Annotated in this window: 20 protein-coding genes; 11 read left to right on the top strand and 9 right to left on the bottom strand. The window is 62.4% G+C overall.

Annotated elements, in window-relative coordinates:
* Positions 1-55 precede the first annotated feature (55 nt).
* Both CGL56_RS10385 and galK read left to right on the top strand, forming a co-directional pair.
* Complete coding sequence (locus CGL56_RS10385; RefSeq protein WP_099106470.1) at positions 56-781, top strand: YebC/PmpR family DNA-binding transcriptional regulator; 726 nt, start codon at positions 56-58, stop codon at positions 779-781.
* Positions 778-1,953, top strand: a complete 1,176-nt coding sequence (gene galK, locus CGL56_RS10380; protein ID WP_099106469.1) for a galactokinase — start codon at positions 778-780, stop codon at positions 1,951-1,953. The genes CGL56_RS10385 and galK overlap by 4 nt, the downstream gene beginning before the upstream one ends.
* Before the next feature lie 19 nt (positions 1,954-1,972).
* On the opposite strand, the gene CGL56_RS10375 is transcribed toward galK, so the two are convergent.
* Complete coding sequence (locus tag CGL56_RS10375) at positions 1,973-3,079, bottom strand: peroxiredoxin family protein (RefSeq protein WP_099106468.1); 1,107 nt, start codon at positions 3,077-3,079, stop codon at positions 1,973-1,975.
* Positions 3,080-3,126: 47 nt separating this feature from the next.
* Positions 3,127-5,367, bottom strand: a complete 2,241-nt coding sequence (gene purL / locus CGL56_RS10370) for a phosphoribosylformylglycinamidine synthase subunit PurL (protein WP_099106467.1) — start codon at positions 5,365-5,367, stop codon at positions 3,127-3,129.
* A gap of 215 nt (positions 5,368-5,582) precedes the next feature.
* On the opposite strand from purL, the gene CGL56_RS10365 reads away from it, so the two are divergent.
* From CGL56_RS10365 to CGL56_RS10355, 3 genes are all read left to right on the top strand, one after another.
* Positions 5,583-5,846, top strand: coding sequence for a co-chaperone GroES (locus CGL56_RS10365; protein ID WP_099106466.1), 264 nt, complete (start codon positions 5,583-5,585; stop codon positions 5,844-5,846).
* A 47-nt stretch (positions 5,847-5,893) separates the two neighbouring features.
* Positions 5,894-7,540 (top strand): chaperonin GroEL, encoded by a 1,647-nt coding sequence (groL, locus tag CGL56_RS10360; RefSeq protein WP_099106465.1) that lies wholly within the window; start codon positions 5,894-5,896, stop codon positions 7,538-7,540.
* Between the two features lie 106 nt (positions 7,541-7,646).
* Positions 7,647-8,147 (top strand): GbsR/MarR family transcriptional regulator, encoded by a 501-nt coding sequence (locus CGL56_RS10355; RefSeq protein ID WP_099106464.1) that lies wholly within the window; start codon positions 7,647-7,649, stop codon positions 8,145-8,147.
* 5 nt (positions 8,148-8,152) lie between these two features.
* On the opposite strand, the gene CGL56_RS10350 is transcribed toward CGL56_RS10355, so the two are convergent.
* The gene (locus tag CGL56_RS10350) at positions 8,153-8,929 is read right to left on the bottom strand and encodes a hypothetical protein (RefSeq protein ID WP_099106463.1); all 777 of its coding nucleotides are present in this window, start codon (positions 8,927-8,929) and stop codon (positions 8,153-8,155) included.
* Positions 8,930-9,059: 130 nt separating this feature from the next.
* On the opposite strand from CGL56_RS10350, the gene CGL56_RS10345 reads away from it, so the two are divergent.
* Genes CGL56_RS10345 through CGL56_RS10335 form a run of 3 tightly spaced genes read left to right on the top strand, consistent with a single transcriptional unit; the run spans position 9,060 to position 12,323 of the window.
* Positions 9,060-9,647 carry a UbiX family flavin prenyltransferase gene (locus tag CGL56_RS10345; protein WP_099106462.1) on the top strand — a complete coding sequence of 196 codons (588 nt, stop codon included), beginning with the start codon at positions 9,060-9,062 and terminating at the stop codon, positions 9,645-9,647.
* Between the two features lie 37 nt (positions 9,648-9,684).
* Positions 9,685-10,833, top strand: coding sequence for a THUMP domain-containing class I SAM-dependent RNA methyltransferase (locus CGL56_RS10340; protein ID WP_099106461.1), 1,149 nt, complete (start codon positions 9,685-9,687; stop codon positions 10,831-10,833).
* Between the two features lie 53 nt (positions 10,834-10,886).
* Positions 10,887-12,323, top strand: a complete 1,437-nt coding sequence (locus tag CGL56_RS10335) for an amidohydrolase (RefSeq protein WP_099106460.1) — start codon at positions 10,887-10,889, stop codon at positions 12,321-12,323.
* 2 nt (positions 12,324-12,325) lie between these two features.
* Here CGL56_RS10335 and mnmA read toward each other — a convergent pair whose 3' ends face one another.
* On the bottom strand, positions 12,326-13,429 hold the full coding sequence (mnmA, locus tag CGL56_RS10330) for a tRNA 2-thiouridine(34) synthase MnmA (protein WP_099106530.1): 1,104 nt from the start codon (positions 13,427-13,429) through the stop codon (positions 12,326-12,328).
* A 95-nt stretch (positions 13,430-13,524) separates the two neighbouring features.
* On the opposite strand from mnmA, the gene CGL56_RS10325 reads away from it, so the two are divergent.
* Complete coding sequence (locus CGL56_RS10325) at positions 13,525-15,723, top strand: peptidase domain-containing ABC transporter (RefSeq protein WP_099106459.1); 2,199 nt, start codon at positions 13,525-13,527, stop codon at positions 15,721-15,723.
* Complete coding sequence (locus CGL56_RS10320; RefSeq protein ID WP_143470680.1) at positions 15,713-16,987, top strand: HlyD family efflux transporter periplasmic adaptor subunit; 1,275 nt, start codon at positions 15,713-15,715, stop codon at positions 16,985-16,987. The genes CGL56_RS10325 and CGL56_RS10320 overlap by 11 nt, the downstream gene beginning before the upstream one ends.
* Here CGL56_RS10320 and radA read toward each other — a convergent pair.
* The 5 genes from radA to CGL56_RS10295 are packed head-to-tail and all read right to left on the bottom strand — an operon-like array spanning position 16,984 to position 22,354.
* Positions 16,984-18,393 (bottom strand): DNA repair protein RadA, encoded by a 1,410-nt coding sequence (gene radA / locus CGL56_RS10315; RefSeq protein ID WP_099106457.1) that lies wholly within the window; start codon positions 18,391-18,393, stop codon positions 16,984-16,986. The genes CGL56_RS10320 and radA overlap by 4 nt on opposite strands.
* A gap of 42 nt (positions 18,394-18,435) precedes the next feature.
* Entirely contained in the window at positions 18,436-19,341 is a 906-nt protein-coding gene (locus CGL56_RS10310; protein WP_099106456.1) for a DMT family transporter, read from the bottom strand.
* A gap of 37 nt (positions 19,342-19,378) precedes the next feature.
* Positions 19,379-20,104 (bottom strand): ZIP family metal transporter, encoded by a 726-nt coding sequence (locus CGL56_RS10305; protein WP_099106455.1) that lies wholly within the window; start codon positions 20,102-20,104, stop codon positions 19,379-19,381.
* A 46-nt stretch (positions 20,105-20,150) separates the two neighbouring features.
* Complete coding sequence (locus tag CGL56_RS10300; RefSeq protein WP_167641551.1) at positions 20,151-20,702, bottom strand: phosphatase PAP2 family protein; 552 nt, start codon at positions 20,700-20,702, stop codon at positions 20,151-20,153.
* Entirely contained in the window at positions 20,702-22,354 is a 1,653-nt protein-coding gene (locus tag CGL56_RS10295; protein WP_099106453.1) for a lamin tail domain-containing protein, read from the bottom strand. Before CGL56_RS10295 ends, CGL56_RS10300 begins: the two co-directional genes overlap by 1 nt.
* A gap of 139 nt (positions 22,355-22,493) precedes the next feature.
* On the opposite strand from CGL56_RS10295, the gene CGL56_RS10290 reads away from it, so the two are divergent.
* Positions 22,494-22,778: a type B 50S ribosomal protein L31 gene (locus CGL56_RS10290; protein ID WP_099106452.1), complete on the top strand. Its 285-nt coding sequence runs from the start codon at positions 22,494-22,496 to the stop codon at positions 22,776-22,778.
* The last annotated feature ends 139 nt before the right edge of the window (positions 22,779-22,917 follow it).

Raw genomic sequence — 22,917 nt, 5'->3', positions numbered from 1 at the left:
CGGTATAGTGCGGGTGGCGAAAGAATGTATATTTGCGCAAAATTGACAGTACGCTATGGGACGTGCATTTGAATACCGTAAGGCCCGGAAGATGAAGCGCTGGGCCGGCATGGCCAAGGCCTTCACCAAGGTGGGCCGGGAGATCAACATCGCCATCAAGGAAGGTGGCCCCGATCCCGACTACAACCCCCGCCTGCGCCTGGCCATCGCCAACGCCAAGGCAGTCAATATGCCCAAGGCCAACGTGGACGCCGCCATCAAGCGCGCCACCGACAAGGATTCGGCCAACTACGACGAGGTAACCTTCGAAGGCTACGGACCCCACGGCATCGCCATTCTGGTACAGGCCACCACCGACAACAACAACCGCACCGTAGCCAACATCCGCCACGTCTTCTCCAAGTACGGCGGCAGCATGGGCGTCAATGGCTCGGTGGATTATATGTTCGAGCGCAAGGGGCAGTTCCGCGTGAAGCGGGAGAAGTTCCAGCACGACCTCGAGGAAATCGAACTGGAACTCATCGACGCCGGCCTCGACAGCCTGGTCAGCGACGAGGAGGAGATCACCTTCTATACCGCCTTTGAAGACTTCGGCAGTTTCCAGCACGAACTGGAGGAGCGCGGGATCCCCGTGGACAGTGCGGAACTGGTGTACCTGCCCACCCACACGAAAGAACTCAGCGACTCCGAAGCGGAAGCCGTGATCAAACTCATCGACATGCTGGAAGAGGACGACGACGTCGCCAACGTTTTCCATACCATGGACGAAAGTGAAGAATGAACGAATACGTCCTCCCTCCCTCCCACATTTCCGCCTACCTCTCCGCCGCCCCGCTCCCCCCCTGGGCCGACTGGCCGTACCGGGTTTGCTCCCCCGGCCGGGTGAACCTCATCGGTGAGCATATCGATTACACCGGCGGACTGGTGCTTCCGGCCGCCATCGACTACAACATTTACTTCGCCGCCCGCCCCCTGGAGGAGGCCGTCTGGAAACTCCACGCGGTAGACCTCGGCGAGACAATCGAAGTTCCCCTTCCCCTCACCGGCCCTACCCCCAAGCTGTGGGCCAACTACCTAGTGGGCATCGGCGTGCAGTTCCAGGAGCAGGGGCACCAGTTGTCCGGACTGGAAGTCGTATTCGGAGGAAACTTGCCGAATGGTGCCGGCATGAGCAGCTCGGCGGCCCTGGAAGGGGGAATGGCTTTCCTGTTGAACGAACTACTGGGCGCCGGCCTGACCCGGCCCATTCTGGCGGCCATCTGCCAACGGTCGAGCAACAACTTCCTCGGCATCCCCTGTGGGGTCATGGACCAGTTCGCCAGCCTGAATGGCTCACCGGATGGCCCCATCATCCTGAATTGTCACACCCTGACCAGTGAGCCGGTCCGCAATGAGATCAGGGGTTATACCTTCCTGCTGGTGAACAGCAAGGTGTCCCACGACCTCAGCGACGGTGCCTACGGTCAGCGGGTAGCGGAATGCCAGCGGGCCCTGGAAGTGGTCCACGCCACCTTCCCCCGGATCAACCACCTCAGCGCTACCCTCCCCGACCAGCTGAGTGTGGTCGTCGACCAGCTCGACGAAGTGGCCCGGAAGCGGGCCTCCTACGTGGTGGAGGAGAACCGCAGGGTGAGCCAGGCGGTGATTGCCCTGGAAGCGGGTAACGCCCGTGAATTCGGTACCCTGCTCAATGAATCCCACGCTGGACTACGCGATTGCTACGAGGTCAGCTGCCCGGAGATTGATTTTCTCCAGCACACGGCCATGGAACTCGAGGGGGTAGCCGGCACCCGTATGATGGGGGGCGGTTTCGGCGGCTGCACCATCAACCTGGTGCGCGACGATCAAATCGCGACGTTCAAGGAGACCCTGACCGAAGCCTTCGAAAGGGAATACGGCATCACGCCGGAATTCTACCCCGTCCACCTTACGGCGGGTACGCGCTTTATCTAGTCATTCTTTTCCGGCGCTACTACAGCACCTGCTGCAGCGCCCGCTCGATGGAAGCGGCTCCCCGGAGCCCGATCTCGGCGATCTTGCCTTCCCGGTCGATGAGGAAGGTGGCGGGAATGCCGCGCACGCCGTACTTGGCGGAGGCTTCTCCGCTCCAGCGCTTGAGCTCACTGCCGTGGTTTTCCCAGACGAGGCCATCCTGCTCGATGGCGGCCACCCACTTTTGCCGCTGGTTCTCGCGGGCTACTTCCAGTTGTTCCGGGGTCAGGCGGGCGGCCTGGTTGTCGTCGATCCCGTCCAGGCTCACGCTGTAGATGGTGAAGCCCTGGTCCTTGTACTTGTTGTACACCTTCACCACGTTGGGGTTCTCCCGGCGGCAGGGTCCACACCAGGCAGCCCAGAAGTCGAGCAGCACCACCTTGCCGCGCAGGTCCGAGAGCGCTACTTTCTCCCCGTCGGGGCTTTCCAGTACCAGATCGGGCGCGGGTTGCCCCGGCTGAATCAGCTCCTGGCTGCGGGCGAAGGCAATCTGCTGCTTGAGTTGCTCCAGGTAGGTGGTGTAATTCTGCCGGCTGGCATCGCCTTCGGGCAGGCGGGTGATCACTGCTTCGTGCAGGGGCACTCCCGCTTCACCGGCCCGCTGCAGGGCGCGGAAGGTGACGTAGGCGGCGGTGTAGTCGTTCTCTACCTTCTCGATCATCTCCTGGAATTCTTCCAAGCCGGCCACTTCCTGTATCCCCTGCATGGTGGCAAGGGTTTCCTTGGCGGCGGGCGATCCCTCAATGGTGAACTCGTAGTTGCTGAAAGTCGCCAGGTCACCGTCGATGGTAACCTCCCCGTCCGTATCGTCCAGGGCAACGGTAGCTTTCTGGGCGCCGACGCGGATCTGGTAAAGACCGTCCGGCAGCGGCTCGGCAAAGTCGAAGGCGAAGTTGCCGTTCTCGTCGATGGAAGTGCTCTTGAGCATTTCCTTTTCGCCGGCGATATTGATGCGGTCCAGGTTGGCGGACAGCCCGTTAGCGTTATTGAGGTGAACCTGAATGGAGGTGCCGTCGGGGGAACCCGCGTCACAGCCGGACAGCAGCAAACCAATCAACCCCAGCAGCGGCAGAAGCGTACGAATCATCAGCAATACTTTTTGTAGGGAAGGATTTTTCCCCTCCTTTGGTTGAATCAGCTTTCCAGGATTGCCGCCAGGGTGTCGTGGTGACGCATGTCCCAGGCCAGCAACTTGCCCCAGTCCTGTCCGTCGACCGTGATGTCATCTCCCTGTACCCGGCCAATGACCTGGAAGCCGATGCCGTGCTCCAGCAGCAGGTCCTCGAGGTCGCCGGTCTGGGACTCGTCCGCCGTAACGACGACCCGCCCCTGGGCTTCCCCGAAGAGGAAGGCGTCCTTGCGCATTTCCTCGGAAGTTTCGATGGAGAAGCCGTGACCACCGGCGATGGCACTTTCACAGAGCGACTGGAAGAGACCGCCGTCGCTGATGTCGTGGGCACTCTTGACGTGTTTGCCACGAATGGCTGACAGAATGGCACGATGTAATTTTTGCTCCTGCTCCAGGTCAAAGTGGGGCACGGTGCTGTATTCGATGCCGTGGATCTGCCGCAGGTACTCCGAGGAGCCCAGGTCTTCCACCAGGTCGCCGAGGAGGTAGATCACGTCGCCCTGTTCCTTGAACGACAGCGACATGGTCCGCTTGATGTTGTCCACGATACCCAGCATACCGATGGTCGGCGTGGGATATACCGGCTCGATGCGGCCGCCCTCGTACTGCGACTGGTTGTAGAAGCTGACGTTGCCGCCGGTTACGGGAGTATTGAAGGCCCGGCAGGCTTCGCCCATACCCTTGATGGCGTTGACGAACTGGTAGAAGGCCTCGGGATTGTAGGGGTTGCCGAAGTTGAGGCAGTTGGTGATGGCAACCGGTTCCCCGCCCGAGCAGGCAATATTGCGGGCGGCTTCGGCCACCGCGATCATCGTTCCCACATAGGGATCCGCGTAAACGTAGGCCGAGTTGCAGTCGGTGGTGACGGCCAGGGCCTTGCCGGTCCCTTTGATGCGCACCAGGGCGGCATCCGAGGGTTGGTTTTCGGTGATGCTGTTGGTCCGGACCGTGCCGTCGTACTGGTCGGTGATCCAGTTCTTGGACACCAGGCTGGGCGCCTTGAAGAGCTTTTCGGCCACGGCCAGCAGGTCTTCGGGTTCGGGTACTTGGCTGATGTCGTACTTCTCGACCTTGTCGAGGTACGCCGGGCGCCGGGTTTCCCGCTCGTACACCGGCGCGCCGCCGCCCAGGACCAGCGGTTCGGCGGGCACGTCGGCCACCACTTCACCGCCGGCGTAGAACTCCAGTCGTCCGGTGTCGGTCACCTCGCCGATCTGCTCACACTCCAGGTCCCATTTGTCGAAGACGGCCAGCAATTCCTGCTCGCGGCCTTTATGGCAGACGATGAGCATACGCTCCTGGCTTTCGCTGAGGAGAATTTCCCAGGGTTTCATGTCGGACTGACGGGTTGGCACCTTGTCCAGGTCGATCCGCATGCCGGTGCCCGATTTGGCACTCATCTCGGAGGTGGAGCAGGTGATGCCCGCGGCACCCATGTCCTGCATACCGACAACGGCGCCGGTGGCGATGACTTCCAGGCTGGCTTCCAGCAGCAGTTTCTCCTGGAAGGGGTCGCCCACCTGTACGGCGGGGAGGTCCTCGGCGCTGTCCTCGGTGAGGTCGGCCGAAGCGAAAGTGGCCCCGTGGATGCCGTCCTTACCGGTGGCGGAGCCGACGATAAAGACCGGGTTGCCGGGACCGTCGGCGGAAGCGCTGACCGTCTCGCCTACCTTTACCACGCCTACCGACATGGCGTTGACGAGGATGTTCTGGTTGTAGCTGGGGTGGAAGTACACCTCGCCGCCGACCACTGGCACGCCGAAGCAGTTGCCGTAGTCGCCGATACCCTTGACCACACCGGCCACCAGGTGCTTGGTGTGGGCCAGCTGGGGGTCGCCGAAACGCAGGCTGTTGAGGGAGGCGATGGGGCGGGCGCCCATGGTAAAGATGTCGCGGTGAATACCGCCCACTCCGGTGGCCGCTCCCTGATAGGGTTCGATGGCCGAGGGGTGGTTGTGGCTTTCGATCTTGAAGGCGCAGGCCAGGCCCTCGCCGATGTCAACGAGGCCGGCGTTTTCCTCTCCGGCGCCAACCAGCAGCCGTTCGCCGTCGCGGGGCAGCGTCTTGAGCCACATGATGGAGTTCTTGTAGCTGCAGTGCTCCGACCACATGACCGAGAAGATGCTCAGTTCATTGAAGTTGGGAGTGCGTCCCATAATTTCAACGATGCGGTCGTATTCATCACTGGTGAGTCCGAGATTCTTGGCAACCTCGACGTCTACATTAATATTGCTATCTGCGGCCATGGGCGGGGTTTTATCAGGGCCCAAAAGTAGGGAAAAGAACCGACCCGTTCGCCCCTCTCCTACCCCGGCGCCCGACAGGGTTGCCGACCGGCCGTCCGGCGGCTGACATTTTGACCGGCGCGGAAGGCTGGCACGGTGTTCGTACCCCCGTGGGAGCCGCAGGGGTATCCTTGCGGACGAGAACAATCCGATTGTAAAACCAAAACATCCTATACATGAAGCCGATCAACGATCGAGTAGTGGTTAAACCCGCCCCCGCCGAAGAAAAAACCAGCGGTGGCATCATCGTACCCGACACCGCCAAAGAGAAACCCCAACGCGGTGAGGTAATCGCCGTCGGCCCCGGAAAGGACGGCAACGCCATGACCGTCAGCGTAGGCGACATCGTCCTCTACGGCAAGTACTCCGGTCAGGAACTGAAGCACGAAGGGCAGGACCTGCTCATCATGCGCGAAGACGACATCCTCGTCATCCTGTAAGCACCCGCTTACCCCCATTACATCAATAACTAAAACTATATATCACTATGGCTAAGGACATTAGCTTTGATCGCGTAGCCCGCGAAAAACTGCGCGCCGGCGTAGACGCACTGGCAAACGCCGTAAAGGTGACGCTCGGCCCCAAAGGACGCAACGTCGTCATTCAGAAATCTTTCGGTGCCCCCCAGGTAACCAAGGACGGCGTAACCGTCGCCAAGGAAGTTGAACTCGAGGACCCGGTAGCCAATATGGGTGCCCAGATGGTCAAGGAGGTTGCCAGCAAGACCGCCGACATCGCCGGCGACGGTACCACCACCGCCACCGTACTGGCCCAGGCCATGATCCAGGCCGGACTGAAGAACGTAACCGCCGGTGCCAACCCCATGGACCTCAAGCGCGGCATCGACCTCGCCACTAAGAAGGTGATCGAGCACCTCAAGACCCAGAGCGAGGTCGTAGGTGACGACTTCAGCAAGATCCAGCAGGTTGCCGCCATCTCCGCCAACAACGACAACGAGATCGGCAGCCTCATCGCCGACGCCATGAAGCGCGTCAGCAAGGACGGCGTCATCACCGTTGAGGAAGCCAAGGGTACCGACACCTACGTAGACGAGGTGATGGGTATGCAGTTCGACCGCGGCTACCTGAGCCCCTACTTCGTGACCGACACGGAGAGCATGACCACCGAGTACGAGAACCCCTACGTGCTGATCCACGACAAGAAGATCAGCAACATGCAGGACATCGTGCCCATCCTGGAGCAGGTCATCCAGAGCGGCCGCCCGCTGCTCATCATCGCTGAGGACATCGAGAGCCAGGCCCTGGGCGTCCTCGTCGTGAACCGCCTGCGCGCCCAGCTGAAAGTGGTAGCCGTGAAGGCTCCCGGATTCGGCGACCGCCGCAAGGCCATGCTGGAAGACATTGCCGTCCTCACCGGAGGTACCGTCATCAGCGAGGAGAAGGGCTACAAGCTCGACCAGACCACCCTCGACCTGCTCGGCAACGCCGAAAAGATCACCGTTGACAAGGACAACACCACCATCGTGAACGGTGCCGGCGAGGAAAGCCAGATCACCGGCCGCGTCAACCAGATCAAGCAGCAGATCGAAACCACCACTTCCGACTACGACCGCGAGAAACTGCAGGAGCGCCTGGCCAAGCTGGCCGGCGGTGTTGCCGTACTCTACGTCGGTGCCGCTACCGAAGTGGAAATGAAGGAGAAGAAGGACCGCGTCGACGACGCCCTCCACGCTACCCGTGCCGCCGTTGAGGAAGGCATCGTAGCCGGTGGTGGCGTTGCCCTGGTACGGGCCATCGACAGCCTTGAAGGCCTCGTCGGTGAGAACGAAGACCAGAAGATCGGTATCCAGATCGTCCGCAAGGCCCTCGAGGCGCCGCTGCGCACCATCGTCGACAACGCCGGCGTTGAAGGCAGCGTAGTACTGCAGAGCGTCCGCACCAACAGCGGCAGCTATGGCTACAACGCCCGCACGGGTGAGTACGAGGACCTGAAGGCGGCCGGTGTAATCGACCCCACCAAGGTGACCCGCATCGCCCTGGAGAACGCTTCGTCCATCGCCGGTATGGTACTGACCACCGAGTGTGTGATCAACGACATGCCCGACGCTGACGGCGCGGCCGGTGGCCACTCCCACGGCGGCGGCATGCCCGGAGGCATGGGTGGCATGATGTAATCAAGCCCCTCAGCTTTTTGAAACAGGAAGACCCCGGTCGGCAACCGCCACCGGGGTTTTCTTATTATGACTCTCGTGTACCGGCCGTACACTAATTTCACCGCACATGGAACTGCAAGAGGGTAAGGAAAAATTCATCGAAGCCTGGGGTGCCCTGGGCAGCTCCTGGGGAGTCACCCGCACCATGGCCCAGATCCACGCCCTGCTGTTGGTGGCCAACGATCCGCTGAGCACGGACGACATCATGGACGAGCTCCAAATCAGCCGTGGCAACGTCAACATCAATATCCGCATGCTGGTGGACTGGGGCCTGGCCCACAAGAAACTGATCCCCGGGGAACGCAAGGAGTTCTTCGTAGGGGAAAAGGATATGTCCAAGGTGGTGAAGAACATCATCATCGCCCGCAAGAAACGCGAGCTCGAACCCATGCTGATGCTGCTCGACGACCTCACCGGTGTACAGGGTGACGGGCCCGACGCCCAGGAATTCCGGGAAGTGATCAAGGACCTCAAACTCTACAGCCACAAGGCGGATTCCGCCCTGGCCGCCCTGGTCAAGGTGGACAGCAACTGGTTCTTCTCCACCTTTCTCACCATGATCAAGTAGCCGGCCTAGTCTACCAGCCGCTCAATAATCATCCAGCCTCCCTTCGCCTCGTTGGACAGCAGCGTCAGCGCCTTGCTGTACGGAGGCCGCAGGATTTCCGAACGCTGGGTTCCCAGGTGCCCCACCACCGTGACCCGCCGCCGCGGTTGCCGGCTGCTGTCTGGAAGGTTGATGGTAACCTGGCCTTCTGAAGGGATGTAGATCAGGAAATTTCCCGCCGCATCCGCCGCCGCCGTCGCGCCAGTGGGATTGTCCCCGCCCAGGATGTCATCCCGGGCTTCCACGGTGCTGAGGGGCAGGTGCCGCTCAACGGTACGCACCGCCCGCAGTCCGTTCAGGGCCGCCTGACTGAAATTGCCGTAGGCTACCCGCCCCTCTCCGGCGAGCAGCTTGCGGTTGAAGCCCACTACCGACCGGGAAACCGACGCCAGCGGAGCCACGGAGGCGGTATCAACCACCATACCCCGGGAAATTACGGTGGCCAGGGATTGGACTACTTCCGCGCTGTCCAGGTAGAGGGGGTTGATCCGCAGGTAGTTGCCCCCATTGGCCTGCAGCCTTTCTATCAGCTGTGCAAAGGCCACGGAAGGGAACCGCTCCTCGTAGGCGTCCACGCCGATGAGGAGTTCCGCGCCGCCGTCCGCCGCCAGGTAACGATGGTCCGGGGTGAAGGTCACTGCGGGTAAGGTGAGTTCGGAGCGGCTGTCTGCAGTGGCGGGTTCGCGGGTGCAGTGCAATAGTCCGAACAGCCCGGCCAGCAGGAAAATGGAGAAAGGACGCATCCCACCAGAATACATTTTCGGCCCGGGTGGTTGTGGCTCAGCCCTCCTGGCCAGTATAAAATCCCCGGGTGGGGGTACGCCCCGACAACCTCTCCCCCGCCCCGATGTTAGCGCGTAAAGGTTTTAGTAGATGTCCCGTAAAAAAATAGTGGTGGCCGTAGGTGGCAGCAGCGGTTCGTTGTACGCCAAGGTGCTGTTTGACCGCCTGCTGCAATTAAAATCAAATTGGGAAAACGTTGGAGTAGTAATCACCGAAAACGGGAAGTACAATTGGAAATTCGAGTTGGGCGACGAGGAGTGGCGCAATTACGGTTTTGAATACTACGGGCAGCGGGAATTCACGGCCCCCTTTGCTTCGGGATCGGCCCAGTACGGTACCATGATCATCTGCCCGTGTAGCATGGGTTTGATGGCCCGCATTGCCTCGGGCATCAGCACCGACCTGATCACCCGGGCCGCCGACGTCATCCTTAAGGAGCGCCGCCGGCTGATCCTGGTTCCCCGGGAGGCACCCTACAGCCTGATCCACTTGCGCAACATGACCTCCATCACCGAAGCCGGCGGCATCATTTGCCCGGCGGTGCCTTCCTTCTACGGGAAATCCGACACCCCGGAAGAGATCGTTCGTACGGTAGTCGACCGCGTGCTCGACCTGGCTGGCTTTGAGCTGGAAGACACCTTCCGCTGGGGCAGCGGGGAAGATGGATACCCCGGCTAGCCCCCCTTTTATTTGCTGATACCCCAACCAACTTATTATGCACCACGACCTGACCCTTGCCCTGCCCACCCTGATGGGACTGGAGGAAACCCTCGCCGACGAAGCCCGCGAACTCGGCCTTTCCGAGGTTACGCCCGGCCGCCGCGTCGTCACCGCCCGGGGCAACCTGGAATTGCTCTACCGCGCCAACCTAGAATTGCGCACGGCCGTGAGGGTACTGGTCACCCTGGACACCTTTAAGGTTACCCACGAACAGTCGCTGTATGACCGCCTGCGGGCCACCAACTGGCGACCCTATCTGGCGCCGGAGGGCAGCCTTTTCGTGGACGTAGTGGATCCAGGCCGCTGGTTCCGCAACACCCACTTTATTGCCCAGCTCACCAAGGACGCGATCGTGGACCAATTCCGCGACAAGTACGGTACCCGCCCCTCCGTCGACAAACGGCAACCCGATATGCGCATCCACCTGCGCATTGCCGGAGAAGGGGAAGTAACCCTGAGCCTGGACAGCTCCGGAGATGGCCTCCACCGCCGCGGCTACCGCCGGCGCACCGGCGAGGCCCCCATCAATGAGGTGCTGGCGGCCGGCATGCTCGGTATTGCCGGTTACCGGGGAGAACAACCCTTCGTGGATCCCATGTGCGGATCCGGCACCCTGCTCGCCGAAGCCGCCCTGATTGCCACCCGGCGGGCACCCGGCCTGTTGCGCAGCTTCGGATTCGAGCGGTGGCCCGATTTCGACCGCGCCACCTGGGCCACCATCCGCCAGGCAGCCCTGGATCGCATCCGCCCCGCTCCCCAGCCGATACTGGGTGCGGACATCGACGGGGTAGCCGTGGCCATCAGCCGGGCCACCTTTGACCGCTGCGGCGTATTGCCCCAGGTGACCCTGGTAGAATCCTCCTTCGCCGACCTGCGTCCGCCCCAGGGCACGGAAGGTGGTCTGATGGTTACCAACCCACCCTACGAAATGCGCCTGCAAACGGGGGACATCGAAGGGCTCTACCAGGAAATCGGCGACAACCTCAAGACCCACTGGGCCGGCTACACCGCCTGGCTGATCTCGGCCAATTCCGCCGCGGTGAAGCGGGTGGGGCTAAGAACTACGCGTAAGGTCCCCCTCATGAACGGTCCCGTTGAGGCCCGCTTCTGTCGTTACGATATGTACACCGGCAGCGCTTCCTGACCGGGCGGAAGAATGAGCTTGGCACGGTACCTTAAGGGCATCAATCCTACGCCATGCACCACCTTTTCCTGACCCTGGTATTTCTCCTCATCGCTGGAACCTTCGGTCACGCCCAGCAGATGTCTGCCGCCAAAGCCCGCCTGGTGGAATCGGTGGATTCCCGCGCTTCCCGGTACATCGAGATGTCCGATGCTATCTGGGCCCTGGCCGAGACGGCCTTTGAAGAAGAAGCCAGCGCCAGGATCCTGGCTGATTACGCCGAACAGGTAGGATTTCGTGTTTCGCGCAATCTGGCGGGCATGCCCACCGCCTTCACCGCGGAGTACGGATCGGGCGAGCCGATCATCGGCATCCTGGGGGAATTTGATGCCCTGCCGGGCACCAGCCAGCAGGCCCGTCCCAAAAAGGCACCCCTGCGGGAAGGGGCCGCCGGCCATGGTTGCGGCCACAACCTCTTTGGGGTGGGCAGCCTGGCCGCGGCGATCGCCGTCAAGGAAGCGATGGACCGTGGAGAGATCAGCGGTACGATCCGCTACTACGGCACCCCGGCGGAGGAAAAGTACTTCGGCAAACTGTACCTGGCCCGGGAGGGCTTTTTCGATGACCTGGACGCCTGCCTGGACTGGCACCCCGCCGACAAGACGGAAGCCGACGTGCAGAGCTCACTGGCCCTGGTGGACTTCGTCGTTGAATTCCGCGGGCAGGCGGCCCACGCCGCGGCGGACCCCTGGAACGGACGCAGCGCCGCCGACGCCATGGAGCTGATGTCGGCCGGTATCAATGCCTATCGCGAGCACGTACGCCCCAGCGTCCGCATCCACACCCACATGCAGCAGGCCGGTGACGTGGTAAACGTGGTACCGGACTACGCCCGTTTCTGGGTGCGGGTGCGCGACAGCAAGCGGGACGGCATGCTGGCCACCTACGCGCGCGTCAGGAAGATCGCCGAAGGCGCGGCCACGATGGCGGACGTCGACTACCAGATCACCCTGGTCAGCGGATTGCACGAGGTACTCGTCAACCGCACGGGTGGTGCGGTGATGCAGCAGAACCTTGAGCTGCTGGGAGATATCGAGTACACCGACGAGGAAATTGCCTTCGCCCAGGCCATCCAGGAAGCCACCGGCAAGGAGCAGCGGGGCCTCGACGGAACCATCCACCCCCTCAGGGAAACCCTGGAAAACCCCGGAGGTGCCAGTTCTGACGTGGGGGACGTCAGCTGGCTGGTCCCCGAGATTCGCCTCGGCGTGACCACCGCGCCCATCGGTACGCCCTGGCACAGTTGGGCCGTGGTGGCCTGCGGCGGGATGAGTATCGGACACAAGGGTATGTTGCAGGCGGCCAAGGCCCTGGCCCTGACGGCCTACGACCTGTACCGGTCGCACGAAACGGTTACGGCCATGCAAGCGGAGTTCCGGGAACGGAAAGGCGGTGCCGTGTACCAGGCCATCCTACCGGAGGGGCCGCCCCCAATCCCCAAGGGAAAATAATCCTAGCGGGAGGCGTGGATGAGTCCGCCGCCAACCACGTCGTCTCCTTCGTAGAAGACGGCACTTTGACCGGGGGCTACGCCGCGGACGTTGGCGTAGAAGTCGACCGCGAACTGACTCGGCGACAGTTGGGACACCTGACTGAGGGTGCCGGCATCCTTGTACCTCACCTTCGTTACGAGTTCCAGTCCGTCGGCGGGCAGCTCGGCGTACTTCTGCAGGGTGGCCCCACCCACCAGCATGCCGTTCTTGACGAGGGCATCCACCGGTCCCAGGGTCACCGTATTGGTATCGGCATCAATCTTGGTGACGTACATCGGCTGTCCGAAGGCCTGCCCCAGGCCCTTGCGCTGGCCAATGGTATAGAAGGGGTAGCCGTCGTGGGTACCGATCACCTCCCCTGCCGTATTGACGAACTTGCCTCCGGCTACCTGCTTTTCCAGCTCCGGCAGCCGCCGCTTCAGGAAGCCGCGGTAGTCGTTGTCGGGCACGAAGCAGATCTCGAAGCTCTCGGCTTTCTTGCTCAGTTCCTCGTAGCCGAAGTCGTAGGCCAGCTGCCGTACCTCGGGTTTGGTCATGTGACCCAGGGGGAAGCGGCTGCGCGCCATGCACTCCTGGCTCAGCCCCCAGAGGACGTAGCTCTGGTCCTTGCGGTCGTCGGCGCTTTTGCGGACGTGCCACCGCCCGGCCTCGGTTTGCCGCAGCTGGGCGTAGTGGCCCGTGGCGATAAACTCGCAGTCCATGGCGTCGGCCCGCTTGAGCAGGGCGCTCCACTTGATGTGGGTGTTGCAGAGCACGCAGGGGTTGGGGGTACGGCCGGCCATGTACTCGTCGACAAAGTTGTCGATTACGTGGTCGCCGAACTCGTCGCGTATGTCGATGATGAAGTGGGGGAAGCCCATTTCCACGGCCACGGCCCGGGCGTCGTTGATGGAATCCAGGCTGCAGCAGCCGGTTTCCTTTTTTGTACCCCCGGAATTGGCATAATCCCAGGTTTTCATCGTTATGCCTACAACCTCGTAACCCTGCTCGTGCAGGATCATGGCCGTTACCGTGCTGTCAATGCCGCCGCTCATGGCGACCAGCACGCGTCCTAATTTGCTCATGCTCACTTGATTTTCGCGCGGGTTCAAGGGCCCGGCCAAAACGGAAAGCAAAGGTAACGGTTTGGGGCGGGGGGAAGTTGCTATCTTTACCCATCATGCTCGGATTTACCTATTACCAGCAGTTTGAGGAAATGGACTGCGGCGCCGCCTGCCTGAGGATGGTGGCGAGGGCGCACGGGCAGGAATACGGGCTGGAGGAGTTGCGCGAACGCACCCGCATCAGCCGCGAAGGGGTAAGCCTGCTGGGCATCAGCGAGGGAGCCGAAAGCATCGGACTGCAAACCCTGGCCCTACCGGCCAGCCTGCAGCAGATGGAAGACGAGATCCCCACCCCCTGCATCCTGCCCTGGAAGGGCGATCACTTTGTGGTACTCTACGGCGTAAAGGACGGCCGCTTCTCCATCGCCGACCCCGACCCCTCGGTGGGCAAGACGGAACTCGACCGCGTAGCTTTCGTGGCGGGTTGGTCGCACGGGGTGAACGACAACAATGAGTACGTCGGCAACGTGCTGGTGCTCGAACCTACTCCGGCCTTCCGCCAGCGGCAGCCCGTAGGCAACGACGAGAGCAGCATCCGCTACGTGCTGCAGTACGTGCTCAACTACAGCAAACTCCTCACCAACCTGGGGGGAGGACTCCTGCTGGCGCTGCTGCTGCAGTTGGCCATGCCCTTCCTGCTCAAGAGCATGGTCGACTTCGGCATCGTCCTGAACGACCCCCACTTCATCGTCCTGGTGGTGGTGGCCCAGGCGGTGCTGCTGTTCACCATGATCCTCTTGGGGGCCTTGCGACAGTACATCCTCACCCACATTGGCGGGCGGGTCGACGTGAGCCTCGTCAGCGACTACATCAGCAAACTGACCCGGCTGCCGATGGAGTTCTTCGACAGCCGCAGCCGGGGCGACATCTTCCAGCGGCTGAGCGACCACGAGCGGTTGCAGGACTTCATGACGGGCACTACCCTGCTGCGGGTGTTCAACCTCCTCAACTTCCTGGTCTTCGCCGTGGTACTGGCGATCTGGAACCTGACCATCTTCGCCATCTTTCTGTTCGGCACCCTCATCAACTTCCTCTGGGTGGGCTATCTGCAGCGCCACCGCCGCGAACTGGATTTCCGCTATTTCGAGCAGTCGGCCCGGAACAAGGAGCAGCTGATGGAGATCATCGAAGGCATCGAGGAGATCAAACAGAACGACGCCGCCCGCCACAAGCGCTGGGCCTGGGAACGCCGCCGGGCCGGCCTCTACCAGACCCGCCTGAAGCTGAACAAGCTCGACCAGTACCAGCGCACCGCGGGCAACCTCATCGATACGGTCAAGAACCTGTCCATCACCCTCGTGGCCGCCCTGGCCGTGGTCGACGGTTCCCTCACCATCGGGGCGCTGGTCGCCATCCACTACATCGTGGCCCAGCTGAACAGCCCGATTGAAGACCTGAGCGAGTTCTTCCGCGGCTACCAGGAAAGCGCGATCAGCCTGGAGCGGATGAACGAGATCTACAACAAGGAAGACGAGCACTCCGGCGACGGCCACCGGCTGAGCGTCATTCCCGGAGAAGGTCACCTGGCCCTGCGCGACGTTTCCTTCCGCTACAATTCCCCGGGCGCCGCCACCGTCCTCCACCAGGTGAACGCCGACATCCCGGCCGGCAAGATCACCGCCATCGTAGGGGCTTCCGGCAGCGGAAAATCCACCCTGCTGAAGCTGCTCATCGGTTTCTACCAACCCCTGGAGGGCGAGGTACTCCTCGACGGCACCAAGCTGAGCAGCATCGATCCCGCCTTCTGGCGCAAGAACCTTGGGGTGGTGAGCCAGGACGGCTACATCTTCAGCGACACCGTGGCCCGCAACATCGTGATGGGGGAAGGCGTCATCGACGAGCACCGGCTGCTGCGGGCGGTGAAGATCGCTCAGGCCGAGCGGTTCATCGAGCGGCTACCCGAAGGCTACCACACCCGCATCGGGGCCAGCGGAGCAAGTCTCAGCAAGGGGGAGCAGCAGCGCATCCTGATCGCCCGGGCCATCTACCACCAGCCCCCCTTCGTCTTCCTCGATGAGCCCACCAGTGGCCTGGACGCCTTCACCGAGGTGACCATCATGGACAACCTCTTCGAATACCTGCGCGGCTCCACCGTCGTCATCGTGGCCCACCGCTACGCCACTTTCGAGCAGGCCGACCACATCATCGTGGTGGAGGACGGCAAAGTTGTCGAGAGGGGCAGCCACTCCGATCTGATGGCCGGTCGCAACAGTTACTACCGCCTGGTCAAGAACCAAACCCTGCTTGGCAGCTGACGCTATGGAACCCGCCCAACGCTCCCAGGAAGTCAACGAGATCATCGGCACCCCCGCCGGGTGGGTGATGCGCAACGGTACCCTTCTGCTGGCCGGCCTCATCGCCGGCTTGGTCATCCTTGCCTCCTTTTACCATTACCCCACCACCCTGCGCGGCGAGCTGGTACTCACCACCGTCGACCCGCCCCGCCAGCTGGAAGCCAAGCAGGGGTTCGACGTGCAGCGGCTGCTCGTGGCCAGCGGCGATACCGTAGAGGCCGGTCAGACCTTGCTGGTGGCCCGCCGGGGCGAGGCCCGCTTCGAGCACGTGCTTTATCTGGAGGATCAACTGCTGAACCAGAAGAGCCTGGAACCCAGCGCCCTGCTGCTGCTGGACATCCCCCCCACCCTGGTCCTGGGCGATATGCAGGACGCCGTTTACCAGTTCCAGGAAAAGCAGGCCCTCTACCGCAACCTGGCCGCCCGCCGCCTTGACGCCTACACCTCCAAGGAACTGGAGGCCATGATTGCCCGGGAAGAACGGGAAGTAAGGGTGCTGCGGGGTCGGGAGGAAACCCTCCGGGATGAAGTCGTTAACGCCCGGGTGGCCCTGGACCGCGAGGAAGAGCTCTCCACCAATGGCGTACAGTTCACCGAACGGCTCACCAGTGCCCAGCAGCGACTGGAGCGGGCCGAGGAAGACCTGCAAAGGAACACCAGCAAACTGCGGTCGACGAGCTTCGCCGTGGAACTGATGCGCAACCAGATTGAATCCTACCGCTCCGGCCAGCAGGGCAGCACCCAGCAGGCCGGCATCGAATTGCGGGAGGCCTACGACGCGCTGCAGAACGCCGTCACCCGCTGGAAACGGGACTATACCACGGTGAGTCCGGTAGCCGGCAAGGTGGTGCTGAGCCCGGAGGTGCAGGAAGGAAACTACCTGGCCGAAGGCAAACTCCTGGCCACGGTTCTGCCCCTCAACGCCGGCGGCACCATCGGCCGCATGGAACTCGACGTTCGCGGCAGCGGCCGCATCGAGGCCGGGCAGCGGGTGGTGGTGGATTTTCCGAAGTGGCCGGCCCTGGAGTACGGCTCGGTAACCGGACAGATTGCTTCCGTCGGACTGGTCCCCGTAGAGGGCAAGATCCCGGTGCAGGTGGCCTTTCCCAAGGGGCTGGTTACCAGCACCGGGCACTCCATCACCCCCGACCCTTTCCTCCAGGGTGATGCGACAGTAATCGTCGACCAGCGGCGACTCCTGAACCGGCTGCTGTCGGTCTTTTAGGCGAACAACTCCTCGTAGAGCTCCCTCACCGTAGCTACGGTATGGATGCGGATACTGTAGCGGTCCGGGTCAATTCCTTTCACATTGTACTTGCTGACATAGATGCCCCGGAAGCCCAGGCGGTCGGCCTCCTGAATGCGCTGCTCGATGCGGGTGACGGCCCGGATCTCCCCGCTCAGCCCCACCTCGCCGGCGAAGCAGAGATCGGGAGAAACCATGACGTCCTGGGCCGAAGAAAGCAGCGCCGCGATGATGGACAGGTCGATCGCCGGATCGTCCACCCGCAGTCCGCCGGCGATATTCAGAAACACGTCCTGGTTGCCCAGCGAAAGTCCCGCCCGCTTCTCCAAAACGGCCAACAGCATCGACAACCGCCGCAGGTCAAATCCGGTAGCCGACCGCTGGGGCGTACCGTAAACGGCCGCGCTAACCAGTGCCTGCACCTCGATCAGCATGGGGCGCATCCCTTCCAGGGTGGCACATACGGCGGAACCCGACAGGTTCTCGTCCCGCTCGCTCAGCAGCAGCTCGCTGGGGTTGGACACTTCCCGCAGGCCTTCGGTCTCCATCTGATAGATGCCGAGCTCGTCGGTGGAGCCGAAGCGGTTCTTCAGGGTGCGCAGGATGCGGTAGGTGTAGTTGCGGTCCCCCTCGAACTGCAGGACGGCATCCACGATGTGTTCCAGCAATTTAGGCCCGGCGATGCTGCCCTCTTTCGTAATGTGGCCGATGAGGAAGACGGGTATCCCGCTTTCCTTCGCGAAGCGTTGCAGCTCGGCGGCACATTCCCGTACCTGGCTTACCGTGCCCGCCATGCTTTCCACGTGGGGACTGGCGAGGGTCTGGATGGAATCGGCGATCACCAGGTCGGGTTTCAGGTTGGCCGCGTGCTTGAGCAGCTTGTCGGTATTCGTTTCAGTGAGGAGGTAGCAGTTGTCCATGGAGCCCCCGAGGCGGTCGGCCCGCATCTTGATCTGCTCCTCGCTTTCCTCCCCGCTGACGTAGAGCACCCGCTTGCCGAGGCGCAGGGCCAGTTGCAACAGCAGGGTGGATTTCCCAATGCCGGGTTGGCCGCCAAACAGCACGATGCTGCCGGGGACGATGCCGCCGCCCAGCACGCGGTTGAGTTCGCGGTCGGGTGCGATCAGCCGCTGCACCTCCCCGGCCGTCACTTCGTCGAGGCGTACGGGGCGTGGCCCCTTCCCGATGGGCCCGGCGGCGGCCGCGGCGGCTCCGTTGCCCACCGAACGCCAGTCCGGCTGCTGGGTAATGCGGTCGTTCTTGGTTTGCACCACCTTCTCCTCCACCAGGGTATTCCACGATTTGCAGGAGGTGCATTGTCCCATCCACTTGGGACTCTCCGCTCCGCAGTTGGTACAGAAGAACGCTACTTTGACTTTGGCCATTTCTTGAGGTTTAACGGGGACAAGATACCACAATTTGTTGGGTTACCCCTTGCTGCGCCCGATGATTATGACTCCGCCAATGATGAATACCGCACCCACGCCCTGGAGAACGTTGATGTGCTCCTCGAGCACCAGGTATTCCAGCAGAATGGTGGCCACCGGCCCCACGGCTCCAATGATGGCCGCGTCGCCCGCCCCCAGGCGCTTGACCCCTTCCGTGACCAGGTAACTCGGCGCCACGGTACAGAAGGCCGCCATCACCGCCCCGTATACGTATACCTCCGTCGGCAATCCGAGCAGGGGATCGGAACTGAGGCTCACGTGGGTGATCACGGCCAGGGAAGAGGTGATGAGCGCCAGGCTGGTAAACCGGATGTTGCCGAGCCGGGGGGCCAGGCGGCCGCTGCCGATGATGTAGCTCGCGTAGAGCAGGGCGCTCAGCAGCACGAGGGCCGCTCCCTTCAGAAAATCACTGCCGGCGGAAAGGTCCGACCCGCTGAAGGCTATGAATATCCCCAGGTAGCAAATTCCGGTAGCCACCCACTGTACCGGGCGGATGGGGGTGCCGAAAACAATTCGCTGCATGATCAGCACCATGGTGGGGTAAGTGAAGAGGATCACCCGTTCCATCCCGGCGGTGATGTACTGCAGCCCCAGGAAGTCGGTGTAGCTCGCCAGGTAGTAGCCCACTACCCCCAGCAACAGGATGGTGCCCAGGTCCCGGGCCGTAAGGGGCTCGGCGTGCCGGCGTTTCCGGCCTCGGAAGTAACCGATGAGCAGGAACAGGGGCAGCGAGAAGATCATGCGCAGCCCCAGCAGACTGATGCTGCTGACCCCGTATTCGTAGGCCAGCTTGATGATCACCCCCTTGGAGCTGAACAGCACCGCTCCCAGGAGCAGGCACAGCATGCCGATGGTCCGGGAAGAATAGGCGGAAAGTGCAGCCATGAGGAAAGTGCGGTAAGGTGGGGCGGCTGGCGCAGGTTCAATGCACCGTGAGGTAAGCCACTCCCATGCCCGCGATGATGATCAGGAACTTGGTGACGGAGATGCCGTGGCGGTGGCTGCCGTCGGCCTCGAAAAGGATAGTCGTGGAGATGTGGAGGAAGCTGCCCACCACCAGCGCGAGGATACGCAGTCGCCATTCCGGATCGATGCTGAGCACCTGCCCCAGTCCCACCCCGATCGGCGAGAGTGACCCGAAGATGCCCAGACAGGTCCAGACAAACGCCCGGGAGTAGCCCGACCCCCGCAGCAGCAATCCCAGGGCAAAGGCCGCCGGCAACTTGTGCATGGCGATACCGTACAGCAGGTGCTCATCGTGGAAATGGTGGCCCCCCGCGTGGGTTTCCCCCGCTCCGAGGGGCAACCCCTCCAGCAGGGCGTGTACCCCCAGTCCGAACATGATGCCGACGGCAAACCCCATCCCCTGCCCGCGGTGGGCGTGCACGTGTCCGTGTTCCACCCCCTGACTGAAGCCCTCCAGCAACAACTGGATAAAAAAGCCCAACAACAACCAGGGACCGGCGGAGGCGGCGCCCTGCCCGAACACGTCGGGGATCAATTCCAGGGCCGCGATACCAAGCAGATACGCGCCGCTGAAAGACAGCAGCGTGGGCAAAAACTTGCGGAGGCGTTGGTCACCCACCAGGGCGGCACCACCGCCGACCAGGGCGGTAGAAAACAAAAGGATGTACTGCCAAACGGCCATAGTGAGGGGTATCGGAGCTAGGCAAACGCCACGGCCGGGGAATAGGTTAAGCCCACCGCCGGCTCAGGTAGCGGAAGAGGACCACCCCAAGCAGGGCAACGGCCGTCCCCAGCAGGGCGCCGGCCAGAATATCGCCGGGAAAATGTTTGCCCACGTACACCTGCGCCAGGGCAATCGACGCGGCCCACAGCACCAGCAGCAACCGCCAGTACCAGCGGTCCACCAGGGTAAGCGACAGCATGGTAGCCAGGGCGAAGTGGTTGGTGGCATGATTCGAGGGGAAGCTGTACTTGCCGCCGCAGGACACCAGGGCCCGCACACTCCCGCTCAGCTCCGGATCGGCGCAGGGGCGCAATCGCCCCACCCAGGGCTTGATCACCGTGGCGGCCAGCTGGTCCGCCACGGTGATAACCAGGCCAATACAGAGCAGCAGATAAAGTGTTCGTCTCATCCCCCACTTCCGGTACATCAGCCACAACAGCAAGGCGTATAGTGGAATCCACGTCAGCTTATCGCGGTAGACGGGGAGCACGGCATCGAGAAAGGGGTTGGCTAACTGCTGATTGAAAAACTCCAGCAGGGTCAGGTCGAGCGACATCATCGGCTTTCCGCCACTACGGCGACTGATTTGTGCTGATGGGCGCGGCCATCAGCGGTAAAGAGTTCGACCACCACGACGTAAGGGCCGGGCGCTACGCGGGTGCCGTCGTCGGCCCGCCCATCCCAGCTCAGTTCACCGGTCGTACCGAGCAGACTGGCCGCGTGGGGAGCCACCACCCGCCGTCCCGACAGCGCGAAGACGTGAAGATTGGCCAGGTACCCCGGGGCGTCGGCCCGGTAGTGGAGTAGGTACTCATCCTCGAAGCCGTCGCCGTCCGGGCTTACGGTGGGACTCAGGGCTGCGAGGTGGAAGGAGGAAGGCAGGGTTCCGGCGTACGCCTGGGAGTTCGGACGGGTGGGCGTCCCGAATCCCGATTCCCGGGAAGCGGAGGACCAGTGGTCCGCTACATCAGCCGCCAGGTGAAACCCCAGCCGTTCGAGACTGACTCCGCTCACCGTGCTCAGCAAGGGGTTGTGATAGTCGGGGTGGTAATCCACCGACTCGAGTACGCGGTCGTCCGCCCCGGACAGGGTGATGTTCCCGCCGGCGTCGGGCAGACTGGGCAGTGGCATTTCTACCACCCGGCCGGAATCCACGCCGGAAAACCGCTGCAGTAAATCCTGACGGTCCGGGGTGAAAACGACGTAGCCACCTGCAGGCAATAAATGCGTACGGTCGATCACCTTCGGACGGTGGGCGGAGTTGCGGTTGTGCAGCTGCAGCCCGTTCAGGTCAATGGCCGAACTGGAAACGTTGACCACCTCCACGAATTCACTCCCCCCCGGAGCGGGGTCGAACAGGATCTCGTTAATCACCAGGTCACCCGGAGCGGGGTCGTCGGCCAGGAGAAGTTCAAGTACCTGATCCCGGTCGGCGTAGTTACCCGCGCAATCGGCGTAGTCGGCCAGGACAGTTAGCCGGTAGATCTGCCCCCGTTCCACCGGGAAGGCCAGGTGGTAGGTGTGGCCGTCCTCCGTGGCGCCGGCCAGCGGTAGGTCCGCCACGGTGAAATAGACCGGTCCGGCTACCGGCTCATCGAAGGTTATCGTAAAGCCATGCTCCGTAATCTCCCAGGTCTGGGGCCGGGGCGGCTGTTGATCGGCCCGCTGTCCATACACCTCGTTCTCGCGTCCTGGCGTACCGCCGTCGGGGTGGGTGCTGGCGCGCCAGTTGCCGCCGCAGTCCCCGGCTCCGCTGCCGGTGTAGGCCAGGCTGTAGCCCCCGCCGTCGCGATCCGTATCGTTGTACCAAGCTGGGGTATAGCGAATGTGTTGGACGGTATCAGCGCCCAGGAGCAGGGTAATTTCATCGCCGTTGTTGGCCAGGGGAGGCAGACGAAGGGCTACGGCACGAGCGCCGAGGCGGGTGAAATCCTGGACGTATTCTTCCCGGACCAGCACGGCGTATTCCCCGGCTTCCAGGGGGGATTCCCCGGCACCCGCGGTAACCGCCCTGCCCCCGCTGGAGATCGCCAACTGACTTAGGTCAACCGCTTCATTGCCAGCGTTGTATACCTCCACGTATTCCGCATCGGGCAAACCCACGACCGGGGTGGGATCCACCATCATTTCCGTGATCTGCACCGCCTGTCCGGCCAGGGGCGGGGCCGCAAGGTGGAGGGCGATAAGCAGACTGGACCAGGGTTTCACGGGGCAAAGATAACACGACCGTCGGGGGGGCGCGGGCGGTCGTGCGCGGGGAAAGTACCCACCTTTCCAAGGCAAGGGGAAACAAATGCTTGGTTTTCACGGAAATTCCTTACCTTTGCGCTCCAAAAAATAGATAGCGATGCAAAAGGAGCTGCACCCCGAATCCTACCGCACGGTAATTTTCCGTGACATCAACGCGAACGTAAGCTGGCTGGGCAAATCCTGCGCCAAGACGCGCGACACCGACACCTTCGAAGACGGCAAGGAGTACCCCCTTATCAAACTGGAGATCTCCAGCGAGAGCCACCCCTTCTTCACCGGTAAGATGCAGTACGTGGATACCGCCGGCCGGATCGACAAGTTCAACAAAAAATTCGGCAAGAGCCGGTTCGCCAAGAAAATCGAGGAGACCGAGGAGGCCTAGTCCCCCTACCCTCTGTGGTAATAATCAAAGCCCCGACGAAGCTTGCTCTCGTCGGGGCTTTTCTCGTTGGGGGTCGGACATTTCGCTGCGGTCCTCAATGAAACGCCCCGCGCAGCCAAGGCTACGCGGGGCGTTCGAG

Origin of the sequence: Neolewinella marina, assembly GCF_002631205.1 — a bacterium.
Classification (GTDB): domain Bacteria; phylum Bacteroidota; class Bacteroidia; order Chitinophagales; family Saprospiraceae; genus Neolewinella; species Neolewinella marina.
Note: the sequence above shows the minus strand (reverse complement) of the source record. Positions and strands in the feature narration are given on the sequence as shown.